The organism is Allobosea sp. NPDC003192, assembly GCF_050275675.1.
GTDB lineage: Bacteria > Pseudomonadota > Alphaproteobacteria > Rhizobiales > Beijerinckiaceae > Allobosea.
Window position 1 is genome coordinate 59,556 of record NZ_JBNNPK010000004.1, and the last position, 19,945, is coordinate 79,500.

Sequence of the window (19,945 nt, forward strand, 5' to 3'; positions counted from 1 at the left end):
CACTGCTATGGGCGCGCTGCGACGAAGCTGAACGGCGCCCAGTATGATGGATGGGCCGTCCGTTCATCAGTCGCGCCGTCGATTATGCTTACCATAGCAGTGCGAAGGGCCGCCGCCTTTCCACCATAGTCGTCAGCTTTGACACCGGCCACTGTCCGTGTGGTGAGTTCTACCGCCGCATGCGAATAGACTGGCCAATGCGACAATAGAAGGCTGCGCGCGCCTGCGTAGAAGAAGGCTCGCGCCAGGCCAGAAAAAGATTCACCGTTGGCGTGCTCCGCCGAGGCGGTATTGCAAGCGGATAAAATAACCCAATCGGCGTCAAGATCGAGATTCACAATCTCGCTCATCGATAGAAAGCCATCATCGTGTTCGATTTCCGCTCGATTCCGAGCTGGCGGTGATAGCACCAGAGACGGCTGTGCTCTACCTAGTTCTCCAGCCGCTAATCCGTGGGTAGCAAAGGCGAGAACTCGGAAACGGCGCAATTCCGCTTGTTCACTGAGTGCTTTAATGTTGCTCTCGGTGGCCTGATCGCGTGTGAGTATGTCTTCGCTTCTAGATTGTAAACGCTTTGACAGTTCTAGAAGTTCGCAACGACTCTCCGGCAACGATGCCAGCGATTGGAAGGCCTCTAGATCAGCTAAGGATCCGCCGCCCGGCTTAAAGAGCGAAGTATCTTGGTTAGTCGATGGGGCAGGGGATAGCGCCGTGCCGCCGCCCGGAACTCCCGTCTGCGTCCCGCCGCCTCCGCACTCGAGCGGCGGAATCTTCCCGATCGACGGATCGCCTACGCCAAGAAATGCTCGATCACCAGCCGATGGAGGGACTTGTGAGTGGTTTGCGATAAAGCCAGAGAGGGATGGTAGATGTATGATGTCATGGCTTCGCGCTAACCACGGCGCTGTCTTCAGCCTCTCCATATCAGACACAGCATTCGCCGCAGGACTTGATAGCAGGATGGAGAGCGGCAGCGTTGAGAAAATGCCGTCGCTGACAACGTATAGCCTCTTGACCCGCTTTACAATTTCTTCGCCGTGCGGCCCCAGGAGTCCAGAATAGAGCGTATGCGCGTCGTCGAAAGGAAACGGCGGCGCTCTCTTGTCGAATGCCAAAAGCATCCGTTGCGCTGCGCTTAAGCCACCGATCGCTGCATCGACACAAGCTGCTTCATCCGTGACGGAGCATCGAATTCGACGGACGGCCTGCCGAAAAAAACGCATGTCAGTGAGATTTCGCCACGCGTAGGAGCTTTTCTCGACAAGAAGCATGAGACCAGGCTCACTATCTGTGAGCAACATGACCGCAGATCCAGGCTCAAGCTTTTGTTGAACTTCGTCGATTGTCGCCACACGCGGCAAAACAAGCGCCGCGAACTCCGGTGACAACCTAGAGATGTTGTCGCTGTGTTGGGCAATATCTGCAAGAAACGACTGCTTTGTCGTTCGCAAGCCAGCGATGCTCGTATCGTCGCGCTCACCAGTTTGCTTCGACAGCTCCGCGACAAGCGTCTCGTCGATTTCATTCACCGCGCTGATCAATCGTTCTCGCTCACGAGCCGATTGCGATACCATGCCGTTGCTTGAGGTCATTCTCGCGGTTGCCTGCGCCACCGCGAGTGCGGTGCGCGTCCGAAGCCGCCATTGGACAGCCTCGAACGCTTTCGCGAACAATGCTATTCGATCACTCTCGGCCGCGGAGTTGAAGGCCTGGAGATGGACGTTCGCCACATCCACAAATAGCGAATTCTTTGACGCGAACAGCACAGCGTTGTGTGGCAACGTCACAATATCAAGTGCTTCGCTAAGGCTGTTTCGTGCGGCTTGATGCTGGCCTAGTCTATACTCAGCAATCGCGCGCTGACGCAGAAGCCCAGAGAAGCGCATGGAGGTCCTTGGCCAAGCTTCGGCAGAAATTGAAAGCTGTCGCTCCGCTGCGTTCAGTGCGTCTTTCCACCGTCCTTCTGCCGCCGCAACGGAATGAATCATTTCCATAGTCGAAAGCAAATCTATCGAGTTGACGCCGTAGTATCGCTCGCCAATCGTCAAGGCACGCTTGCTAATGTCGCTTGCGTTATTGTAGTTCTTGCGCTTCTGTTCGAGGCGGGCTTCTGCAAGGAGAATGTCAATCTCGCGTTGCGGCAGCCCCCATCTGCCTTTCATGCCCTCAGTCGCCTTATTCCAGGCCTCCTGCAGAATTGGTTTTAGCTCAGCGATAAACAGTGCTGCGTCGTCCAACCGATCAGCATCGATAAATGCGTGAGCGGCTTCGCTCGCTGGACCGAGGCTGCTGATAACGCCAGCGATGCCGCCTTCTGCACGTAGGGTCATGGACTCTCTGAACAGGTCCACCGCGTCCAGCGGCCGGCGCCAATCGCGCATCATCATGCCCAATCGATTGAGGGTATTCGAAAGTTCGAATCTATAGCCCGCGCCAGCCTCGCGTAATATCGCTTCGCTCCTCCTCAGCAGCGCCTCTGCTTTATCGCGACGACCGCGATTCGCTTGCTGTTCGGCAAGATAGAACATTGCAGTCGTAGTAGATGGATGATCTGGATGATAAATAATTTCCATTATTTGTAAAGATTCACTGAATAATTGCTCAGATCGCTCTCCGTCTCCATCGCTATTTCTTGCAATAATCCCTCGCTGTATTAGCAAGGCGGCAAGTCTAGAAGTATTAGGAACATAGTTTCGAGCCAAATGTATCGCCTCATCAAGTGGCGAAATACTATCTCTTATCTTTGAATTGCGCCATAAAGTTTGCGATTCTTCAGATAATTTGTCAATTTTCTTTATGACCTCATTAATGTTTGCTTCGGGAAATGAAGGGCTGCTTTGCTGCACTCGCTCGCCGGGGAGACTGCCTTCCCGCGCAACCAGGTGATCTGTTAGGGATAGCAAGCACGACAATACGCAAAAAACGAGCGGTAAGGTGGTCGTGCGGCGAATTCGCTTGGCACGCATGTTGCTCTCGCGGCTTGGCTTATCGAACCAAGCCATAAGACGCCAGAGGCGCCATAGTAGTCAAGAATGCGACCTCCAGCCGCCGCGAATGTCTTCGCTTTCGTCAAGGGATGCTTCGCAGGGAGAGACACTTATACGCAATCTCCGAGTTGTCCCGTGAAAACGCACATGTTTGCAAGTACTTGCGTGCGAGGTCGCGCGGGATCGATGTGCAGATGCCAATTTCGATCAGCTATCGCCTTACCGATCGCGTCGGCTTCTCGCTAAATCTCCGCGATGCCATCGCGCGGATCTTCTGGTGGCTTTAGTCGCTGTGGTCCGTCACCGCTGCCTGCTCGAAGGCCTTTCTTTCGCAAAAACCGATCCCATCTTTTCAGCAGCATCGAAATTGAAGGATCTGAACGCACATGTCGTGCGATTGCGAACGGCTGGCCGAAGCCATCTATCGCGAGATCGAAAAGCAGCTCCCCGAGCGCTGCGGCGCCCGGATTCTCGACAATCGAGACCTTCAATCGGTCTTGATCGACGGGCAACTGGATCTCGTGAAAATCGCGGCTTCGCTTACGAAACGCTTCTGTTTGCTAGCGGACGATCTAGAGACGTTGGACGCGAACGGGCCCGACGAGGTGTTCGCCGCTTCATGCCATGGCACCCCAGCAGGAACCGACGAGAGGGCAATGCGGTTGAATGCTGCGAACGCTGGCTGAGCCAGCTGCTTTGGAGCCGACGATGCCTGCCCTGCGGAAGTTTTCGCGAACGATAGTCAATCTCGTGGCATATGCGGTTGTGCTTCGCTGGTCCTTCCGGCCGGACCGGGATCTGAATGCTGGCTAAAGGCTAGCATGCGCACGTCACAGTGCGGTTTGCCCACGTTCGCCCGATCAATCGACTGCCTACCGGAACTTTCTATGCACGGCTCCGGTTCAGGGTTGTGCCGAGCGCACATCGCGCCCGGGCGAGATCATGAGGGTCAGCCATGGGCATCATCTGGACGATCATCATCGGGTTTGCCGCCGGCGTCATAGCCAAGTTTCTGTCGCCCGGCTCGAACGAGCCGGCTGGTTTCGTTCTCACCACTGTACTCGGCATCATCGGAGCCTTCGTGGCGACATTCCTGGGACAGGCACTTGGCTGGTACCGACCGGGTGAAGGGGCTGGCCTCGTTGGCGCGGTAATCGGCGCCGTGCTGGTCCTCATGGCCTGGTCGATGATGAGCCGCCGGAACGCTTAGGACGAAGCAAGGGAGAGGCAGATGAGCAACGAAAACAGTGGCTTCCCATCCATGACCGCTCTGCTCGGGCTGCTTGCAGTCGCGGGCTATCAAAACCGCGACAAGCTCGCTGAATGGTTCGGAGGCTCGCAACAGGGAAGGGCTGCGCAGGACGCCCCGGCCGACTTGGACAAGATCACAGGCGGCGCGCAATCTGCCACAGCTGGTGGCATTGGCGGGCTGCTGGGCAACGGCCTCCAAGAGCTGATCGAACGCTTCAAGCAGGCCGGCCGCGGCGACGCTGCAGACTCTTGGGTCCAACCCGGCCCGAACCAGCAGATTGAGGGACGCGAACTGGAGCAGGCGATAGGGCCTGATACGCTGGACCGCCTAGTTACGCAGACTGGCCTCAGCCGAGAGGAAATATTGGAGCGGCTATCGCAGCGGCTCCCGGATGCCGTTGACAAGTACACTCCGGACGGGCGGATTCCAGTCTAGACGAAGCGCCCGCTGGCGATCCAGGACGCTTCGCCAGGGCTCGCGAAAACTCGATAGTGTTGGAGGTTTTGCTGCCTGATCCTGCCTACGAGGCCAAATATGGCAAGGGCCCTCACCTTACCGCAGATGCCGTCGTTGTCCGCGGGGACGAGATTGCGCTCGTCCACCGCAAAAAGGATGGACTGTGGGCACTCCCCGGTGGCTTCCTCGATCCTAACGAGACCTTTCAGGCATGTGCGCTTCGTGAGTTCAAAGAAGAAGCTGGCATCGACCTTGAGGCGCTGGGACTAATTGAATCAATCTAGCGGCCCGTCGCCTTTGACGCCGTTAACCGGGCGGCGCAGTGCTGATCACGATAAGGGACGTCGGTGAGCGGCCAGTGCTCGTTGCTGGTGATGACGCTGATTACGCGCGCTGGTTCAGTCGGAGCCAGTTGCCGCAGCTCTATGCCGATCACAATGAAATCATCGAAGAGCTGACCGCTGCCCCTTCCAGGTGATCGGCCCTACCCGGCCGTGGGTAATGTCGGAAAAAATCAGCCATGCAGATCATGTCGCGGCACGGCTAGCGGCAGCGGCGCGGATCAGATCTTCAAGATCAGGGCCATTGACTGCAATTTCTCCCGCCCCTGAATGCACATGCACATTGGGAAGTGGTTCATCCTGCCCCCGATCCGCGAGCCATAGCAGGCACTCACGAAGGGTCTTGAATTCCCGAGCGGGCGTATCGGACATCCAGAACTGCGCCGTGCATTCCTTGCTGCCATGGGTCTTGAGCATATCGAAGGCGGCATCCGCGGACATGAGAGAGCTCCCACTACACTGACTTCATGCGAAGCTCGGAACGGCTGTATTCAGCGAGAGTTCCAATGAGGTCGCCTTCGACAGGAGCGAACTCAGTGACCCACGATCCTCCACCACCCAAAAAGGCCGGCATCGCCGCTCTCCTGGCCGTCGCTATCATCGGAACGATGGTCGTCGCGATATTCATCGGCTTCAATTTCTATCACGCTGACACGCAGCGCGAGCGTCAGTCAGGTCAGGTCGATCAGCGAGACATGCCGAAGACTCCTACAGATCTACAGGTGGCACCACCGCGTCAGTAGGTCGCCGGGACACCGCTCGTCGGGAGGGGGAAATGCCGGAAGCCATCAGCTCTAAGGATTGCGAGCGATTGGTCAGTGAAGCTCGTGTTGCCGGCCGGCTGGAGGGTTTGAATCAGGCACTCGATGCCAGCGACGTCGAAGAGTTGATCGCGGTCTGGATTCGTCGCCCGAGGGCTGACACGCCGGAAGGCAGGGCGTGGGAGGCCGGTGTCCGCCAAGCGTACGAATGGAAATCGGCGGCTATCCTTGCGCTCATTGAGGCCAGCCAGGGATGAGCCTGATAGTCCTCCCAATTCGAGACGATGATTGCGATTGGCAGGCGATTGCTGAGCTGCGGCTTCGGCCCGACGGCCAGATCACGCTCGTTCTGATTAGAGAATGGCGCAGCGACGGGGTCGAGCCGGACGACCTCTCAGAGCAGGCCGAACAGCCACAGCCCTGTCACCAATGATGCGGTCCAAGCCGCCGCAATGATGACCGTATTTCCAAACCGATAGAGTTCCAGCCGCCAGCGTGGCCAGGCCGCCCGACGCTCGCGCTCTGCGGCATTGTCTCGGCCGATCTGCTCCCAATGGCCCATTAGAACAGATCACCCTGAGCGGGCGGTTTGACCGCGGGGAATAGCGCCGGGTCGGACGGGTCGTCCTTCTTTACGCCACGGGCGACGATCGAGAGCATCCCGTCGGGCAAGGGGCGCTGCAGTGCCTTCGCTTGCTCCCAAGGCGCGGTCATCCATGCCGCGCATTCCTCCGGCGTCGTCAAGATAACCGGCATCGCCTTAGGGTGGATCGTGCGAACATCGGCATTTGGATCGGTTGTGAGAAACCCAAACAGGTCGAGGGTTTCTTCACCATCCTTGATCTTGCGCACGCTGGTCCACTGAGGGCACCAGATCCCGGCGAACATTGCGGTCGGCCGATCTTCGCCAAAGGCAAACCAGATATCGCCGCCCTCAAATTTGTTGAACTCGCTGAAGCTCGTGAAAGGGACGAGGCAGCGGTTCTGGACGCCGAGCCAACGCTGCCAATGCTTGCTGTCGGTGCGACGAATATTCGTCGTTCCCCGATCCGGCTCCAGGAGCAGCAGTTCCTCAAAATCTACAGGCTTGCCCTTCGCCCGCAACTTCTCCGCACGCTCGCTTGCGGCGTCGTACAGAGCTTTGCGAGAAGACGGCATGCCCCAGCGGACCATCGCCAGTTCAGGACCCACTTCGCCATTCCGAATGATCGGTGCGGGCCGGTCTGGATTAATGTTGGGCATCGGCAGCAGGTTGGCGAAGTTGGCACCGCCATCATTGAACGGCGCGAACAGCTTGCGCATCGCCTCTACGTTGCGGGTGTGGCTGTAGAGGTTGCACATGCCTCGCGTCTCCGGCTCCGCTCGATGAAGCTCGCATCGATGAGCGGCTTCTCGCCACCATATAGCAGATCACCGATCTGCCGATCCGTCAGGATCGATCCGCCGTGAGCCTTGACGAAATCCTTGGCCGTATTCCGATCTTTCAGCCGTGCCCTGATGCAGCCGATCTCGGGAATGCTGTAGATGCTGAACGTCGCGCCACGTGCGTCGAGCCAGGCTGAGTATCCTCTCTCCGCTTGGGCGAGTTCGCCGCTCGCCATGCTCACCATCACGCTGTAGGGCCACTTCGGCGGCCGGCGCAGCAGGTCGATCATGTAGTAGCTGCCACCCATGTCATCCTCGCCGGGATGGGGGCCGGCGATGCCGCAACCGTGCTCGGCGAGGAAGCTTTCAGCCTCGTCGACGATGACGAGCAATCGGGTCTGCAACTGCGGAATCCATTGGTTTTCAATGATGCCGAGACCATGCAGTTCATTGAAGGTGGCCATGTAGAGGTGGCCGCTCCCCTTGATGCCGGCGACGATTTTTGTCAGGGCATCAATCGCCTCCGATCCGACGGCGTTTCGTTTCTCGCTTTGGCTCGGCTGGAAGTCGGTCATCCTTGCCTCCTTCGATCAGGGTCAGCCCGGAGAGGCTGGGCGGAAGGTCCGGCGGCACATTGGAGCCGAGATCGGGGCAATAGCCGCCGCAGGGCTCGGGGCGGTGCACGATCCGGCCGTTTCGCTTGGCGGGACGGTGCGGACAGGTCGCGTGGAAGCGCTCGACCAGCCGGGCGATCGTCTCTGTCGCTCCGAACTTCTCCGCAAGCCTCGCCAGCCGGGCATCACCGAAGCGCCGGCAGCGGGTGCATCTGAACCGGACGATGATCCAGGGATAATGGTCAAGCGTCGTCTCCGGATGCGGGGTTTCATCACGGCTCATCATCGGCTGGACGCGGCCGGGCGCCCTCCGAAAACAGCCCGCGCAGATAGCCTCTCGACGAAGCCCGATCGCCGTCCCGCGCAAGTTCGGCAAGATCGAGCAGCAGCGCCCGAATTGCAGCGCGCTCGCTGCCATGCTCGGCGATGGCGTCGTCGATCTCGGTCTCCAATTCCGTCATTGGCGACGTGTCCGGCAACTGCACGGCTGACATAGGCTTCGCTCTCCAGAATGAGAACATAGTGAGAACATTTAGGCCTAGAGAGTCAAGCCGATCGGAAGTTGCGCTGGTCGAATGACGCTCGCCGAAATGCGTAGCCAGTTTTACCTCCGGCTCTCCGAGGCTTCTCTGCGGATTGGCAGTGCCTGGAAAGGTCAGCGTCGCGAAATCGTCGATGGCTGCAGTTGAATGGCCTCGCGATACCGATCTCGGGCACTTGGCGGGGGCAATGATGCGGCTCCCCCTGATGGTTTTCCGGCTGAGGAGGCGAAGGCTGCGCCCGCCAATGACGAAAGAAGAGCGGCTGACGATATCCGGCTGACTCAACGCTTCGCGCGGCTGAACTCCGCTACTCGGCCTGAGAGGCGCAGCCGGCGGCGAGCACGATACCGGTCACGACCAGCGCCAGCACGATGTTGCCGAGGGAGAACTCGCGGCTGTCGCCTGCAGGAACGCGGAGCCATCCCTCGCGTTGGATAAGCGCGAACGGGCCAATCACTGGAACGATCGAAGCCTGTCAGCATTTCTCGGCATGAAGAGGCGACGACCAAATGGACCGAGAAGAACTCGCGGCATTGGACGATGCGAAGCTCGTCGACCTTCTGAGCTTGGCGCAACACGTCATGGCGGGGCTCACGCGAACGCTCCTGCTGGTCAGCAGGACCATCACCGGCGAAAATCTAGATGGCGCCGCGCTGACTCATGAGGCCGCGAAAATTGTCGCCGACATGTTTCTCGCCGAGGCGACCCAGTTGCGAAAAGCCGGCAAAACCGCTGAGGCCGACGTTCGTGAACGTGCAGTCGGCCAATTCAAGATGGTCGTCCGCGAGACCTTTCGCCCGCCGCTCATGCGGCAGTAACAGGCGGTCTCGCCTAAACTGCGGCCGTGTCTGGGGCGGTAGCAAGGAATTCGGCGTAACGGCGGCGTGCTTCTGGAGTGTTCGGCCGCTCACGAAGCCAGGCGAAATAAGCAGCCGGCCGCACAGTGACGAACTCGATCGCCTTGCCCTCTCTGAGAAGGTCGTCGACCGTTTGCATCGCGCTTCGATACCAACGTCCGTAGCTCTCCTGGGAAGGCACTCCATGGTCGCTGATCGCCAATAACTCCGCGAAATCTGCCTCTTCGTACCACGGCAGAACCGCCGTGCACGGTTGAGTTGAGCCAGGCATTAGAGCGCCGCGCTCCCACGTTTCGACTCGCGGCATCTGAGGTTGGGTGTGCATGACAGGTCTCCGCCTAGGCGGCATCAACATGCGCCGCCAGCGGTCATTTCCAAAACGGTATGGAGACAACTGCGCACTCATGAGGCGCCCTTTTTCGGGGCGTTGTCTATGTCAAAAGACGGAACGTACGACTCAGTCCACGCGGTAGACCTTTGCTTCGTCCGCCTTCTCGCGCAGCCCTTTGAACGAGGCATGGCGCAGCTTGTCATCGTGCGTCCAGCCCCGATAGGCGATTTCCGCCGCGAGCTTCGGCTTCACCCACACCACGCCCTTTTTGCTGACGCCGCGGGCCGATGGAGTTGCCGCCTTGATCCGGTCGAGCTGCTTGCGCAGCGCCGTCGCGCTGGCATGCGTGAAGCCGGTCCCAACGCTGCCGATATAGGCCAGGCCGTAATTGCCATGGGCCGCCAGCAGCAGCCGGCCGATACCGCCGAGCGCCGCGGTCGACGGTTCATAGCCGATGATCAGGAAGGTGTCGGATTGGACGCATTTGATCTTGAGCCAGTCGCCGCCGCGGCCGGAGCGATACGGCGCATCGCGGCGCTTGGCGATGATGCCCTCCAGGCCGAACCGGCAGGCGCTCGCCAGGAATTCGGCGCCATCGGCCTCAACCTCTTCGCTGAGCCGGAGGTAGCCGCTCTCATGGTCGATCAGGTCCTCGAGCATGTGCCGGCGCTCGGTCAGCGCCATCCGCCTTAGATCAAGTCCGTTGAGATAGAGCAGATCGAATGCGTAGAGCATGGCACGCTCAGCGTGGAGCTTGCCGCCGCGCCCGCCGAGAGCCTGCTGCAGCAGCCCGAAATCGGCGCGACCGGCCTCGTCGAGCACGACCGCCTCGCCGTCAAGTATGAAGCTGCTGGCGTCGAGCTCGCGCGCGGCTGCGGCGATCGAAGGAAACCGATCGGTCCAGTCGAAGCCGCCTCGGGTGATCACCCTAGTACCACGGTCGTCGCGATGAACCGCCAGGCGGTAGCCGTCCCATTTCACCTCGAAAAGCCAATCGGGGCCAACCGGCGGCTTCGGCTTGAGAAGAGCGAGGCAGGGCTCGACCCGGGCAGGCATCTTGTCGGCGAAGAGATCCATCTCGGCAGCGCCGCGCCGAGCCATGACGGACAGGCTGCGCAGCACTTCGCCGGCAGGCGCGGCCTTTAGGACCCGACGCGGCTTCGCCATACTCAACACCACCGAACGCAAAGGAACTGGCGACTCAACGTCAACCGCGGACCGCCGTTCCGGCACCGGAAAAAGAATCTGGTACACGTGCGGAACGGCCGCCGCGACTGGCGGTTTCGAAGGGTTGTGTGGAGTGTGTGATGCGTACCCAGCCCAAGAGCGCCGATCCAGGCGCAAGCATTGTCAGAGCCTTGTCCTCGATCCCTCGCGAGCTCTACCGCGAACCCTGCCAGGACGAGGACGGAAATCCGTATACGGTGATCGTCTACCGACCGTTCCCTCACCTCAGCGTCACGGACTACGCCCTGGAAGACGGCACTCCGGTGCGCTTCATCGACGACTGCCTGTTCGAGATCGAGCCGACGGGCAAGCAGTTGACGAGGTGCCCCTGATCCCCGCGCTGGTGATTTGGGCTCTCTTCATCGGAGCAATACTCGCCGCGATCGGAAAAGCTGCGTTCCGGTAGTCTCTTCGGATCTGACGCGATCGAACGAATCTGGATAAGGCTCGGCTTCACCCGCCCTGAGAATCCGACGTGGGAGTTGCGCGCCATGCTCTATGGCGTCGAAGGCGAGAGCGCCACGGGCATCAAGCATCAAAGCGGCGACGTGGCGGCGGCGCAACTCGTCAGTGAGATCGACCGGTTCAGGCGGACTAATTGAAATTGGTCGACTGCCGGTAGCCCACACACTGACGCTTGATCACCGATCAGAACCTTTCTGCGAATTGGCTGTCGAGAGGCGCGACATAGCCGCTTTCCCTTTTACCGCGATCCAACCACCGGCGTTTTGAGCCCTAACCTGCAGTTTCTTCAAAGCGGGTAACAGGGTGCGGCGGCCGTGGGCGATCGTCCCGGTTACGCTGGTAGCCTCGTCCACAGCTGACCGCAGGGAAACAAGAAGTTCCCCCGCCGTGGTTTCGACGCGCCTCGATCGCTCTTCATCGACCTCGGCGGTCCGGGATTGGAACGAGCCGCCAGTCAGCGCTTCATGAAAGTTCGCAGCGGCCTCACTTACAGTCGATCCGCATCGTGGTCCGAGGCGCGGCTGAAGTGTATCGAGATACCCAAGTATACGGATATCAAGTCCCAATATCTGCGCTTCTCGCCTCACACGGTCAGTGGGGCGAGCAGATATAGTGTCGTGGCGCTCTTCTTCAAGCCAATAAGGTGCAGAGAGATCCGCCGCCTTGTCAACAAGGTCGCAGAGCTTTTCAACGCGTTGAACCCAAACATCTCTACGATATTGCCACATACGCAATAGCGTATTGGCTAAAAGAGTTAGGGAAGCGCCGAGAATCGCGGAGAAGAACGCCGACACTACAGTCAGGCTTTCCGAATGCCCATATATTCCTTGATTAATTTTGGATAGATTTGAACTCGCGGTGTCAGCGCCTGCAGTTCGATAAAACGCCCGGCTTCGTCCGCCGTAACTACGCGATTGCGAATCAAACCGCCAAAGGCGGCGTCCAAGAACGACGCAGGAAGGCCCGCGACGCCATCGAGCAAGACGATCAGCTTATCACCATGGCGCATCGCAGCCAGAAGCCGCGGCTTTAAGAGGCTTTCCAGGAATTCCTCACCGCTATGCGGACCATCAGCCCTCGAACGCCCGCCAGGGTAACGAGAGAACTCCCGTGCGATGTCTATAACATGCGAGGAGGTCATGACTGTCTGCCAGGTAGTTTCAAGCGCCACACCACGAGCGTGCCGCGCAAGGCGGCAACGCGAGTTGTCGTTATAGGTTCCTCGCCTTTACGTCTCGTATATTCGCCCCTACGGCTACGAATTGCAACATACCCACTTTCGCATATGTCAATCACATTTTCGATGGCGGGGAGGCCTTTTCCCCGATTCGATTCGTTGGTTCGGCTCTTCCCCAACTGCATGGCTAACGAGATGGTGAGACCGTCCTGGCTGCCATCGCTCTCTTCTAAGCGATGACCAACAGCCCGATGCCAAAGCTCCTGCAGAGTATGCAGTAGAGGCCACTTCGAATATGGCCTAGATAAAGATACAGGGATTGAGACGCCGTGATCATAAACACAAACAATCAACTCATTAGTTATCTCGTCGAGCGCCCCTGCAAGCCACCAGAGGTGTATACCATCCGCTCCCTCGACATGGTCATAAGCATGGTTATGTGAATTCAATATTGCCTCAAATAACGCTCCATAAATCTGAGGATCTTGCTCAACGGCTGCAAGACCCAAATCGTCAAGAAATGCGCCGATCTCCTCGCCCGCCGCGGATCCCCCAGCCCTCATTTTTCGAATTAACAGACTGTCGAGGCGCGCCACACCTTGAGACTGTTGATCGACATTACAAAGCTCCAGAAAGCCGATTGATTTCAGCATCCCCAAAACGCCTGGAGCCCAGTTATGTATATCGATAGCCGCGGGTCTCCACTTATTCAATCGCGACAAGCGATCATATTGTGATGCTATAACCATCGCAACAGGAAGAGTTATATTCTTTATCGTACTGTAATCCCAGTATTTTGGTACTATCGTTCCATATCCATTACTATCTCTTGCTCTCCGCTGGCGCCGAGTTCTTGTTCGATATTGCCTTGCAGCGCTGTCGACTTCTGCCAAAAAGCCAACCGTTTCCTCATAATTCCCTATAAAACTGAGATTCTCCGGCGCAAAATCAACTCTTTCGCTAACGAATCCTATCTCGGTCTGGCCATTCCTGTATACTGCTACGCGCTCATAGCCCCGCGATTCGCAATCCTTGATCCAAACATCTCTCGGCGAAAGCGCCGTAACGATGACCGGAGCGCCGCGAATTCGGGAACTCGAGCCTAGAATGGCCTTTTGGCGACAGTGTCTTCGAAGTTGTTCGGAAAGCTTTTTCACGGCTCAAAGAATCACTGGAGCTCGCAGAGACGTAACAGCGTCTCTGATTGCCAGCAAATAAGTTCGTCGGCACCGGTCTCGTCCTTACTGCCGGCGCGAGCCGACGGGGCACAGTTCTCGCAAGGCCTTCTCGCCGTCACGATGCAGGGCTGTCGACGACGTCGAGAGGGGGGCGCAGGGATCAGCAGCGCCTGCCGACAAAACGCCGGCCGCGGCTCCGATCCAGACGCGGGATCGGCGCCGCGCCCGAGGCGAAACGAGCAACCTGTCATTTGATGGCGACGAAGCATTGGAGCCGCGGTATCGTGACGAAGGGAAAACGGGGCAGACGCGATGAAAAAGCGCTCAACGGCCTACTACCTGCGGCGGGAGAAGCGCCGGCTCATGATTTCAATCAAGCGGGCAAAGCAGAAGGCCGCTGCTGCGGTTCTCGCTGCGGCGCTTCGGCCTCTGCCGGTGTGAAGTCATTGCGCTCCTTGTTGCGTAAAGTGATTTCCGGCGAGGCGGTAGGCATCTGGCTGCGTGCCGCCCTGGTGATTGGGATCGGCGCGGTATTGGCTCTGCCGATCCTGTAAGCGCGTCACTGAGCAGTCGCTGCCGTTTATCGGCGGCGCTTGCTTGCCTTGCGGCCTAGCCCCATCGATTTCGCCATGCGGGCGCGAGTCTCCGCGTAGTTTGGCGCGACCATCGGGTAATCGCCGGGAAGACCCCACTTTCTCCGATATTCGTCAGGAGACATGTCGTACGCTGTGCGCAAATGGCGCTTCAGCGACTTGAACGGACGGCCATCTTCCAGACTGTAGATGGCATTGGGCGTGATCGATTTCTTGATCGGAACAGCCGGAATTGGTCTTGCCGGCTCAGATTCGAGTGGCCCGCTCCCGAGTGCGACGAGCGCTGAGTGAGTATTTTCGATCAGGGCCACAAGGTCGCCCTGAGGCAACCGATTGGACCTCACATAGGCCGACACCACCATCGCGGTTAAGCCAAGCAGCGCCTCTTTGTCCTCGGGCATGGTTTCTCCACTCGCTGATCATGCATGACTAGCTGATTCGGTGGAGCAGATAGCAAGCGCGCTCGCAGCATGGTTACTCGCTCAAATGCGGTGGATATACCGCTAGCCGGATCTAGTCATGAATGTCAGCGAATGTCCCTGAATGCCACCGCATGACTTGACGCGACTTGAAATAACCAATTGAAATAACTATCAAATTTTTGCCTCTCCGGCTATGATGACCTCCAGAATCGGAGGTCGTCCACATGTCTCTCCACTCCAAGCGTACCGAACGCATCGGGCTCGCCCTTGACGAAGACTTGCGCGGCAAAATCGAGGCGGAGGCCCGACGCCGCGAAACGTCAATGTCGAGTGTCGTGCGCGCCCTCGTCCGCGCTCAGCTCGCCGCCATGCAGTCCGGCAATCAGCGGTCAGCGGCATGACAGGAACCGTCCACGAGCTTTTTCCTGATGCAGTCGCCGCGAGCGAGCCATCGACCGCGCCGCCTTTGCCGGTCATGCCGCACGTCGCCGAAATCATCATCCAGCTTGAGCGTTTGCGAGCTACCAGCGAGCAGGCGCTAGCCGTGATGCGCTTATGCCCGACGTTGACGAGCGCCACCACGGAATTCCTCAACCAGATCATGGACCATTGGGTTCGCGCCTCGGGGGCCAACGACGCCCTTGCAGCCATCCTCTCATGCAAGGGGCAGGCATAGATGGCTTTCAGACTCACCCCGCTCGCCATCCCGAATATGCGGACGGACTACGGCGCTGAGAACAGCGCGTTCGCGAACCTGGGCCAGACGTTGGGCAACCTGCCGGCATTGTATCGGCAGGGTCAGGAGCGCCGCGAGATGGCCGAAATCGGCCAGGGCATTGCGGCTGGCACGCTCGACTACAATCAGGCCGCTGGCCGGATCGCCTCTCTTGGCAAGCTTGATACCGCCTTCGATCTTCTGAAACTCGGCGAGGCGCGCAAACAGCGGGAGCTTGGGGCAGAGGCAAGCCGCGCGCTCGGCGAGGCGCTCGGCGGCGGCAGCATCCTTAATCTCAGCGGCTCTCCGGCCAGTACTCCTGCACTGTCTCGCGGCCAGGACAGCGCGTTGCCCACCGCACTGAAGATGAGCGAGAGCGGCGGCAACTGGACGGCACAGAACAACGAGGTCGGGGCGGGCGGCCAGCGTGGTCACTTTGGCCGCGCCCAGTTCGGGCAGGCCCGCTTGCGGGAAGCCGCTGCGGCGGGTGCTATTCCGGCGGGCACGACCCCGCAGCAGTTCATGCGCTCCCCCGAGCTTCAGAAAGCCGCGGAGAATTGGCACTTCAACGACATTGATCAGTTCATCGCCGGCAATGGCCTGAACCGTGCAATCGGCGCGTCGATTAACGGCATTCCGGTTACGATTGAGGGTATGCGCAATGTCGCTCATCTCGGCGGCAAGGAGGGCTTGGCGAAGTTCATCAGCAGCGGCGGACGCTACAATCCGAGCGACGCCAACGGCACGTCGTTGATCGACTATCTGCGCCTCGGGGCCCGGGGCTCGCGCACGGCGGAAGCCGACTTGCCGGCTCCCGGTAGCGGCTATGCCGAAGCGGCGAGCGGGGAGCGCGGATTCTTCCTCCCTCCGGGCGGCCAGGACGGCGGCATGGCTCCGGTCGATCCTATGGGTAATGTCACCGGGCCGGCGCCGCAGGCTATGAGTCCGCAGACATTCGGCCAGGTTGCTGGCGCGACGGAAGCGGTGCCGATGCCGCCTGTCTTCCAGAGCGAAGGCATCGGGCAGCCTTGGATGAACTCGACTATCCCGCACCAGCCGGTGGCTCGCACTGCCGGTCAGGTTGCGCCGCGATCTGCGATGGAAGGCGAGATTTTGCCGCCGCCGCGTCCTTACGACCTAAACGCCGATCGGTTTGCGGCTGGTGGTAGCCCTACGGTCGCGCAGATGCCGCAGCAGCGTTTGCCCGCCCCTATCGAGATCGATCCGAACAGCCCAGACGGCGGCTCTCGCGCCTTCGCAGCAGCGCAGGGCCGCAATGCTCCGGTGGCAGATCCAGCCGGCTTCGCAATTCCATCCGCGCCACCGAACGACGCGGCGGCATTCGCTCGCGCCACTGGCGGCGCATCTGGCCAAGAGCTCCTCAGCCCCAGCCAGCCGGCGCAGTACACCGGACCGGGCACTGCATCGCCGTCTGCTGCGCCCGTCCTGACGAAGGACATGCCGCGCCCGACCACGCGCGAGGAGGCGCAGACCTATACCGCCACCAGGCAGATGGAGTCCCGCCAAGGCCACATCGGCAAGCTCGCAACCGCGCTCGCGAATCCTAACCTGCCGGCCAATGCTCGCGCTGTGGGTGAGATTTTCCTGAAGGACGCGCTGGAGCAGTCCAAGGCGCCCGACAGCGTCAAGGAGTTTCTGTACGCGCGCGGCATGGGCTGGACGACGGCAAAGACCCCTGGCGAATACGCGAAGGAGAAACAGAACGCCCCGACCAGCGTGCAGGAGTACGAGTACGCCCAGCGCCAGGGCTACAACGGCTCGATCCTCGATTTCGAGCGTGACCGGGCTGCGGGCAAGGCCAAGCAAGGCATGTCAGCGAGCGATCAGAAGGCGATCTATGCCGCTGAGGACGAACTACCGAACCTCGACAATGCCCTGACGACGCTGAGCCGGGCCAAGGAGCTGAACCGCCAGACCTATACGGGTGCTGGAGCGGGTGCGAAGGGCTGGGCGGGCACGTCGGGAATCCCGGGCACTGGCCTGATCTTCGACCAGCAGAAGGCGATGGCGACCCGCGAGTTCGGGCAGATCATGTCCATGGAAGCCATCCAGGCGATGTCCAACGCGCTGAAGGGCGCCACGACCAATTTCGAGCTTGGCGAGTTCCAGCGGTTGCTCTCCGACCCGAGCACGCCGCCTGATATCCGCGAACGCACGATCGACCGCATGATGACGCTCGCCGCCCGGCAGCGGGATATCGCCCGCGGTCGCATCAACGACCTTCGCGGCAAGTCCGGCCTCGATCCGCTGGAGTGGAATGGTCAGGGCCGTCCAAACGCTGGTGCATCGTCTGGGCAGCGGCCGTCAGGTCAACGACCGGCCCCACAACCTGCGCAGGGTGGTAAGCCACCCCTACCCGGCGCTCGGCTGGCGCCGGATGGGAACTGGTATGCCCCTGATCCGAACAGGCAGGGCGGTTGGGCGAGGGTTGATTAATGGCACAGCCTCGGCTCACTCCGGTCGACTTCGACCCGTTCGCCTCTGCGCCGGCCACTACTGGGGGCGCCCGCCGGCCCACCCTCACCCCTGTGGACTTCGATCCGTTCGCCGCAGAAGGAAATTCGTCACGTGACGAATTTGGCGGCGGGATGCCAGCGAGCCAGAATGGCGGTTGGGCGACGCGAGCACAGCGCGAGGGCAGCGAGGCGGATCTTCGACAGGCCGGCTATCTCGCCGACGCCGTTCGCATCCGGCAGGAGCAAGACCGCGGGGGCGTGTTCGGCAACATGGACGCTGCCGCACGCGGGTTTGCCGGTTGGATTCCCGGGATGGACAAGCTGGCGGCCGGTGCCGATGCGGCGCTGGGCCAGGGTGACGGCGCCTCCTTCGGTGAGCGCTACAGCACCAATCTTGAGCGCCAGCGCGCCATGGATGACGCCGACCGGCTGATGAACCCGGCCGCACGCTTCGCGGGTCAAGGTGCCGGCCTTGTTGGAACGGCCCTGGTGCTGCCAGGCGTCAATGTCGTCCGGGAAGGTGCGAGGGGCGCGGCCACCGCCAATGCCGCGGCTACCGGCGCGCTCTACGGGGCCGCAACAGGCGCGATCGAGAGCGACGGCGGCGTGGCGGACAAGGCGGCGGCTGGCCTGCAAGGCGGACTGCTTGGTGGCGCCATCGGTGGCGCAGCACCTACCTTTGTTCGCGGCGCTGAGGCCTTCGCCCGCGCGACCGGCAAGCTCGCCGGCAAGGCCGCCGCGCCTTTCCGCGCCGCTGCCGCTCCCGAAGCCGAGGCTGCTCGCCGGATCAATGAAGCACTTGCCCGCGATGGCGTGACCGATCCAGCCGCCCGCCTGACCGAATTGCAATCGACGGGGGCGAATGCCGTCATCGGCGATATTGGTGGCGAGACGACGCGCCGCCTTGCTCGGTCTGCTTCTAACCTCTCCTCGGAAGCAGGCGAAGTATTGTCTGATGCCGTCTCGGATCGCTTCGCCAGCCAGGGCGACCGTGTCGTCAGCATCCTGAAAGGGTTCGGCCCTTCCGCTGCCGGCAAGACGCTGGACGAGCTGGAGCAGGCCGCGCGCCTTGCCAATCGCCCAGCCTATGGCCGTGCGTACATGCAAGGCGGCAATGGACTATGGAACGACAATCTTGCATCGCTTGCGCAGGCTCCAGCGGTGCAGGACGCCATCCGCTCGGTGATCAAGACAGGCGCCAACAAGACGGTGGGCGATGGCATGCCGCCGATCCGCAATCCCTTCACCACGGATGCCGCCGGCAATCTCACCCTCGCGCGCCGGCCTGACGGCTCGGTCGCGACGCCCAACCTTCAGTTCTGGGACTACGTCGGCCGCGAGCTGCGCGGCAAGGCAGGCGAAGCCGCTCGGGGTGGCAACAAGGATGCGGCAGGCGATTTCAACAACCTGCGCCGCATGATCCTGACCGAGCTCGATACCGCGGTCCCGGCCTTCAAGGAGGCCCGCAGCGGTGCTGCGCAGTTCTTCCAGGCTGAAGATGCGTTGGAGGCCGGGCAGAAATTCGTCACATCCAGGATGGCGAACGACGAAGCCCGCAAGGCCGTCTCGCGGATGAAGCCGCAGGAACGCGAGCTGTTCGCCGAGGGCTTCCGTTCCGATCTCATCGCCAAGATCCGCGAGATCGGTGACGGTCGGGACGTAGTGAAAGCCGTGTTCGGGAATCCGGCGATGCGGGAACGGGTCGAAGTCGCGCTCGGCAAGAACCAGGCGGCGCAGCTTCAGGCCGCGCTCACGGTCGAACAGGCGCTGCTGCCGCTGCAGGCGGCAGTGAAGGGTAATTCGACCTCGATCCAACAGGCAATTGGCCTGGCCGGCGCCGGAGGCGTAGGCGGGGCTGTCGGTTTCATGCAGGGACGAGATACCGCCAGTACCGTTGCTGGTGCGCTGGCGGGGGCAGCGCTGCGACGCGGCAATACGAAGATCCAGCAGGGCCTCGCCAAGGAAATCGGCAGGATGCTGGCTTCCGACGACCTGAAGCTGCTCCAGCGCGCGACGCAGGTTGCGGCGAAGAGCCCGGCTGTAATGCGCTTTATCCAGGACTTCGCGGACGAGGCGGCCAAGCTCGGCGGCCTGTCAACCTCGCCACTTGAGGTAACGGTCAGGCCGGGGAGCGGAGCGCAGTACCTGCCAGCCGCAGCCGGCCAGGATCAGCGATAGGGTAAGC

At 60.6% G+C, this 19,945-nt stretch carries 23 protein-coding genes; 13 read left to right on the plus strand and 10 right to left on the minus strand.

The window, feature by feature from the left end; all coding sequences use genetic code 11:
* Window positions 1-5 precede the first annotated feature (5 nt).
* Window positions 6-2,966, minus strand: a complete 2,961-nt coding sequence (locus ACQKLX_RS07190) for a CHAT domain-containing tetratricopeptide repeat protein (protein ID WP_427360796.1) — start codon at window positions 2,964-2,966, stop codon at window positions 6-8.
* A gap of 407 nt (window positions 2,967-3,373) precedes the next feature.
* Between ACQKLX_RS07190 and ACQKLX_RS07195 the strand changes: the two genes are divergently transcribed.
* The 4 genes from ACQKLX_RS07195 (at window position 3,374) to ACQKLX_RS07210 (ending at window position 4,979) form a co-directional block, all read left to right on the plus strand.
* Window positions 3,374-3,673 (plus strand): hypothetical protein, encoded by a 300-nt coding sequence (locus ACQKLX_RS07195; protein WP_427360798.1) that lies wholly within the window; start codon window positions 3,374-3,376, stop codon window positions 3,671-3,673.
* A gap of 269 nt (window positions 3,674-3,942) precedes the next feature.
* On the plus strand, window positions 3,943-4,197 hold the full coding sequence (locus ACQKLX_RS07200) for a GlsB/YeaQ/YmgE family stress response membrane protein (protein ID WP_427360800.1): 255 nt from the start codon (window positions 3,943-3,945) through the stop codon (window positions 4,195-4,197).
* 21 nt (window positions 4,198-4,218) lie between these two features.
* The gene (locus ACQKLX_RS07205) at window positions 4,219-4,674 is read left to right on the plus strand and encodes a YidB family protein (protein ID WP_427360802.1); all 456 of its coding nucleotides are present in this window, start codon (window positions 4,219-4,221) and stop codon (window positions 4,672-4,674) included.
* Between the two features lie 56 nt (window positions 4,675-4,730).
* Window positions 4,731-4,979 (plus strand): NUDIX hydrolase, encoded by a 249-nt coding sequence (locus ACQKLX_RS07210; RefSeq protein WP_427360804.1) that lies wholly within the window; start codon window positions 4,731-4,733, stop codon window positions 4,977-4,979.
* Window positions 4,980-5,222: 243 nt separating this feature from the next.
* Here the strand turns inward: ACQKLX_RS07210 and ACQKLX_RS07215 are convergent, their stop codons facing one another.
* Window positions 5,223-5,477, minus strand: a complete 255-nt coding sequence (locus ACQKLX_RS07215) for a hypothetical protein (RefSeq protein ID WP_427360806.1) — start codon at window positions 5,475-5,477, stop codon at window positions 5,223-5,225.
* Window positions 5,478-5,572: 95 nt separating this feature from the next.
* Between ACQKLX_RS07215 and ACQKLX_RS07220 the strand changes: the two genes are divergently transcribed.
* Window positions 5,573-5,779 (plus strand): hypothetical protein, encoded by a 207-nt coding sequence (locus ACQKLX_RS07220; protein ID WP_427360807.1) that lies wholly within the window; start codon window positions 5,573-5,575, stop codon window positions 5,777-5,779.
* A 32-nt stretch (window positions 5,780-5,811) separates the two neighbouring features.
* Window positions 5,812-6,054 carry a hypothetical protein gene (locus ACQKLX_RS07225; protein WP_427360809.1) on the plus strand — a complete coding sequence of 81 codons (243 nt, stop codon included), beginning with the start codon at window positions 5,812-5,814 and terminating at the stop codon, window positions 6,052-6,054.
* Window positions 6,055-6,358: 304 nt separating this feature from the next.
* Here ACQKLX_RS07225 and ACQKLX_RS07230 read toward each other — a convergent pair whose 3' ends face one another.
* The 3 genes from ACQKLX_RS07230 to ACQKLX_RS07240 all read right to left on the minus strand — a co-directional run bounded on the left by ACQKLX_RS07230 (window position 6,359) and on the right by ACQKLX_RS07240 (window position 8,603).
* A complete protein-coding gene (locus tag ACQKLX_RS07230) occupies window positions 6,359-7,138 on the minus strand; it encodes an SOS response-associated peptidase (RefSeq protein WP_427360811.1) in 780 nt (259 codons plus the stop codon).
* Window positions 7,105-7,737: a hypothetical protein gene (locus ACQKLX_RS07235; protein WP_427360813.1), complete on the minus strand. Its 633-nt coding sequence runs from the start codon at window positions 7,735-7,737 to the stop codon at window positions 7,105-7,107. The genes ACQKLX_RS07230 and ACQKLX_RS07235 overlap by 34 nt, the downstream gene beginning before the upstream one ends.
* Window positions 7,738-8,048: 311 nt before the next feature.
* Window positions 8,049-8,603 (minus strand): hypothetical protein, encoded by a 555-nt coding sequence (locus ACQKLX_RS07240; protein ID WP_427360815.1) that lies wholly within the window; start codon window positions 8,601-8,603, stop codon window positions 8,049-8,051.
* A 224-nt stretch (window positions 8,604-8,827) separates the two neighbouring features.
* On the opposite strand from ACQKLX_RS07240, the gene ACQKLX_RS07245 reads away from it, so the two are divergent.
* A complete protein-coding gene (locus tag ACQKLX_RS07245; RefSeq protein ID WP_427360817.1) occupies window positions 8,828-9,136 on the plus strand; it encodes a hypothetical protein in 309 nt (102 codons plus the stop codon).
* A gap of 496 nt (window positions 9,137-9,632) precedes the next feature.
* Here ACQKLX_RS07245 and ligD read toward each other — a convergent pair whose 3' ends face one another.
* Window positions 9,633-10,673 carry a non-homologous end-joining DNA ligase gene (gene ligD, locus ACQKLX_RS07250; RefSeq protein WP_427361131.1) on the minus strand — a complete coding sequence of 347 codons (1,041 nt, stop codon included), beginning with the start codon at window positions 10,671-10,673 and terminating at the stop codon, window positions 9,633-9,635.
* Between the two features lie 191 nt (window positions 10,674-10,864).
* Between ligD and ACQKLX_RS07255 the strand changes: the two genes are divergently transcribed.
* Window positions 10,865-11,065: a hypothetical protein gene (locus tag ACQKLX_RS07255; protein ID WP_427360819.1), complete on the plus strand. Its 201-nt coding sequence runs from the start codon at window positions 10,865-10,867 to the stop codon at window positions 11,063-11,065.
* A gap of 309 nt (window positions 11,066-11,374) precedes the next feature.
* Here the strand turns inward: ACQKLX_RS07255 and ACQKLX_RS07260 are convergent, their stop codons facing one another.
* From ACQKLX_RS07260 to ACQKLX_RS07270, 3 genes are read right to left on the minus strand one after another with little or no spacing between them, the layout of a single operon-like run.
* Window positions 11,375-11,992 (minus strand): hypothetical protein, encoded by a 618-nt coding sequence (locus tag ACQKLX_RS07260; RefSeq protein ID WP_427360821.1) that lies wholly within the window; start codon window positions 11,990-11,992, stop codon window positions 11,375-11,377.
* Window positions 11,993-11,997: 5 nt separating this feature from the next.
* Complete coding sequence (locus ACQKLX_RS07265) at window positions 11,998-12,339, minus strand: STAS-like domain-containing protein (protein WP_427360823.1); 342 nt, start codon at window positions 12,337-12,339, stop codon at window positions 11,998-12,000.
* Window positions 12,336-13,532, minus strand: coding sequence for a hypothetical protein (locus ACQKLX_RS07270; RefSeq protein WP_427360825.1), 1,197 nt, complete (start codon window positions 13,530-13,532; stop codon window positions 12,336-12,338). Before ACQKLX_RS07270 ends, ACQKLX_RS07265 begins: the two co-directional genes overlap by 4 nt.
* 275 nt (window positions 13,533-13,807) lie before the next feature.
* On the opposite strand from ACQKLX_RS07270, the gene ACQKLX_RS07275 reads away from it, so the two are divergent.
* Entirely contained in the window at window positions 13,808-14,107 is a 300-nt protein-coding gene (locus ACQKLX_RS07275) for a hypothetical protein (RefSeq protein ID WP_427360827.1), read from the plus strand.
* Between the two features lie 26 nt (window positions 14,108-14,133).
* Here the strand turns inward: ACQKLX_RS07275 and ACQKLX_RS07280 are convergent, their stop codons facing one another.
* Window positions 14,134-14,547 carry a Ros/MucR family transcriptional regulator gene (locus ACQKLX_RS07280; RefSeq protein ID WP_427360829.1) on the minus strand — a complete coding sequence of 138 codons (414 nt, stop codon included), beginning with the start codon at window positions 14,545-14,547 and terminating at the stop codon, window positions 14,134-14,136.
* Between the two features lie 245 nt (window positions 14,548-14,792).
* Here ACQKLX_RS07280 and ACQKLX_RS07285 point away from each other — a divergent pair, with 245 nt between their 5' ends.
* From ACQKLX_RS07285 to ACQKLX_RS07300, 4 genes are read left to right on the plus strand one after another with little or no spacing between them, the layout of a single operon-like run.
* Window positions 14,793-14,969, plus strand: coding sequence for a ribbon-helix-helix protein, CopG family (locus tag ACQKLX_RS07285; protein ID WP_427360831.1), 177 nt, complete (start codon window positions 14,793-14,795; stop codon window positions 14,967-14,969).
* Entirely contained in the window at window positions 14,966-15,244 is a 279-nt protein-coding gene (locus ACQKLX_RS07290) for a hypothetical protein (RefSeq protein WP_427360833.1), read from the plus strand. The genes ACQKLX_RS07285 and ACQKLX_RS07290 overlap by 4 nt, the downstream gene beginning before the upstream one ends.
* Window positions 15,245-17,740: a hypothetical protein gene (locus ACQKLX_RS07295; RefSeq protein WP_427360835.1), complete on the plus strand. Its 2,496-nt coding sequence runs from the start codon at window positions 15,245-15,247 to the stop codon at window positions 17,738-17,740.
* Window positions 17,740-19,938 (plus strand): hypothetical protein, encoded by a 2,199-nt coding sequence (locus ACQKLX_RS07300; RefSeq protein ID WP_427360836.1) that lies wholly within the window; start codon window positions 17,740-17,742, stop codon window positions 19,936-19,938. The genes ACQKLX_RS07295 and ACQKLX_RS07300 overlap by 1 nt, the downstream gene beginning before the upstream one ends.
* The last annotated feature ends 7 nt before the right edge of the window (window positions 19,939-19,945 follow it).

Coding starts and splice junctions, on each gene's coding strand:
- ACQKLX_RS07195 (WP_427360798.1), top strand. CDS start 3,374: ATGTCGTGCGATTGCGAACGGCTGGCCGAAGCCATCTATCGCGAGATC.
- ACQKLX_RS07300 (WP_427360836.1), top strand. CDS start 17,740: ATGGCACAGCCTCGGCTCACTCCGGTCGACTTCGACCCGTTCGCCTCT.
- ACQKLX_RS07290 (WP_427360833.1), top strand. CDS start 14,966: ATGACAGGAACCGTCCACGAGCTTTTTCCTGATGCAGTCGCCGCGAGC.
- ACQKLX_RS07275 (WP_427360827.1), top strand. CDS start 13,808: ATGGCGACGAAGCATTGGAGCCGCGGTATCGTGACGAAGGGAAAACGG.
- ligD (WP_427361131.1), bottom strand. CDS start 10,673: ATGGCGAAGCCGCGTCGGGTCCTAAAGGCCGCGCCTGCCGGCGAAGTG.
- ACQKLX_RS07230 (WP_427360811.1), bottom strand. CDS start 7,138: ATGTGCAACCTCTACAGCCACACCCGCAACGTAGAGGCGATGCGCAAG.
- ACQKLX_RS07295 (WP_427360835.1), top strand. CDS start 15,245: ATGGCTTTCAGACTCACCCCGCTCGCCATCCCGAATATGCGGACGGAC.
- ACQKLX_RS07265 (WP_427360823.1), bottom strand. CDS start 12,339: ATGACCTCCTCGCATGTTATAGACATCGCACGGGAGTTCTCTCGTTAC.
- ACQKLX_RS07235 (WP_427360813.1), bottom strand. CDS start 7,737: ATGACCGACTTCCAGCCGAGCCAAAGCGAGAAACGAAACGCCGTCGGA.
- ACQKLX_RS07200 (WP_427360800.1), top strand. CDS start 3,943: ATGGGCATCATCTGGACGATCATCATCGGGTTTGCCGCCGGCGTCATA.
- ACQKLX_RS07190 (WP_427360796.1), bottom strand. CDS start 2,966: ATGCGTGCCAAGCGAATTCGCCGCACGACCACCTTACCGCTCGTTTTT.
- ACQKLX_RS07280 (WP_427360829.1), bottom strand. CDS start 14,547: ATGCCCGAGGACAAAGAGGCGCTGCTTGGCTTAACCGCGATGGTGGTG.
- ACQKLX_RS07215 (WP_427360806.1), bottom strand. CDS start 5,477: ATGTCCGCGGATGCCGCCTTCGATATGCTCAAGACCCATGGCAGCAAG.
- ACQKLX_RS07205 (WP_427360802.1), top strand. CDS start 4,219: ATGAGCAACGAAAACAGTGGCTTCCCATCCATGACCGCTCTGCTCGGG.
- ACQKLX_RS07245 (WP_427360817.1), top strand. CDS start 8,828: ATGGACCGAGAAGAACTCGCGGCATTGGACGATGCGAAGCTCGTCGAC.
- ACQKLX_RS07225 (WP_427360809.1), top strand. CDS start 5,812: ATGCCGGAAGCCATCAGCTCTAAGGATTGCGAGCGATTGGTCAGTGAA.
- ACQKLX_RS07285 (WP_427360831.1), top strand. CDS start 14,793: ATGTCTCTCCACTCCAAGCGTACCGAACGCATCGGGCTCGCCCTTGAC.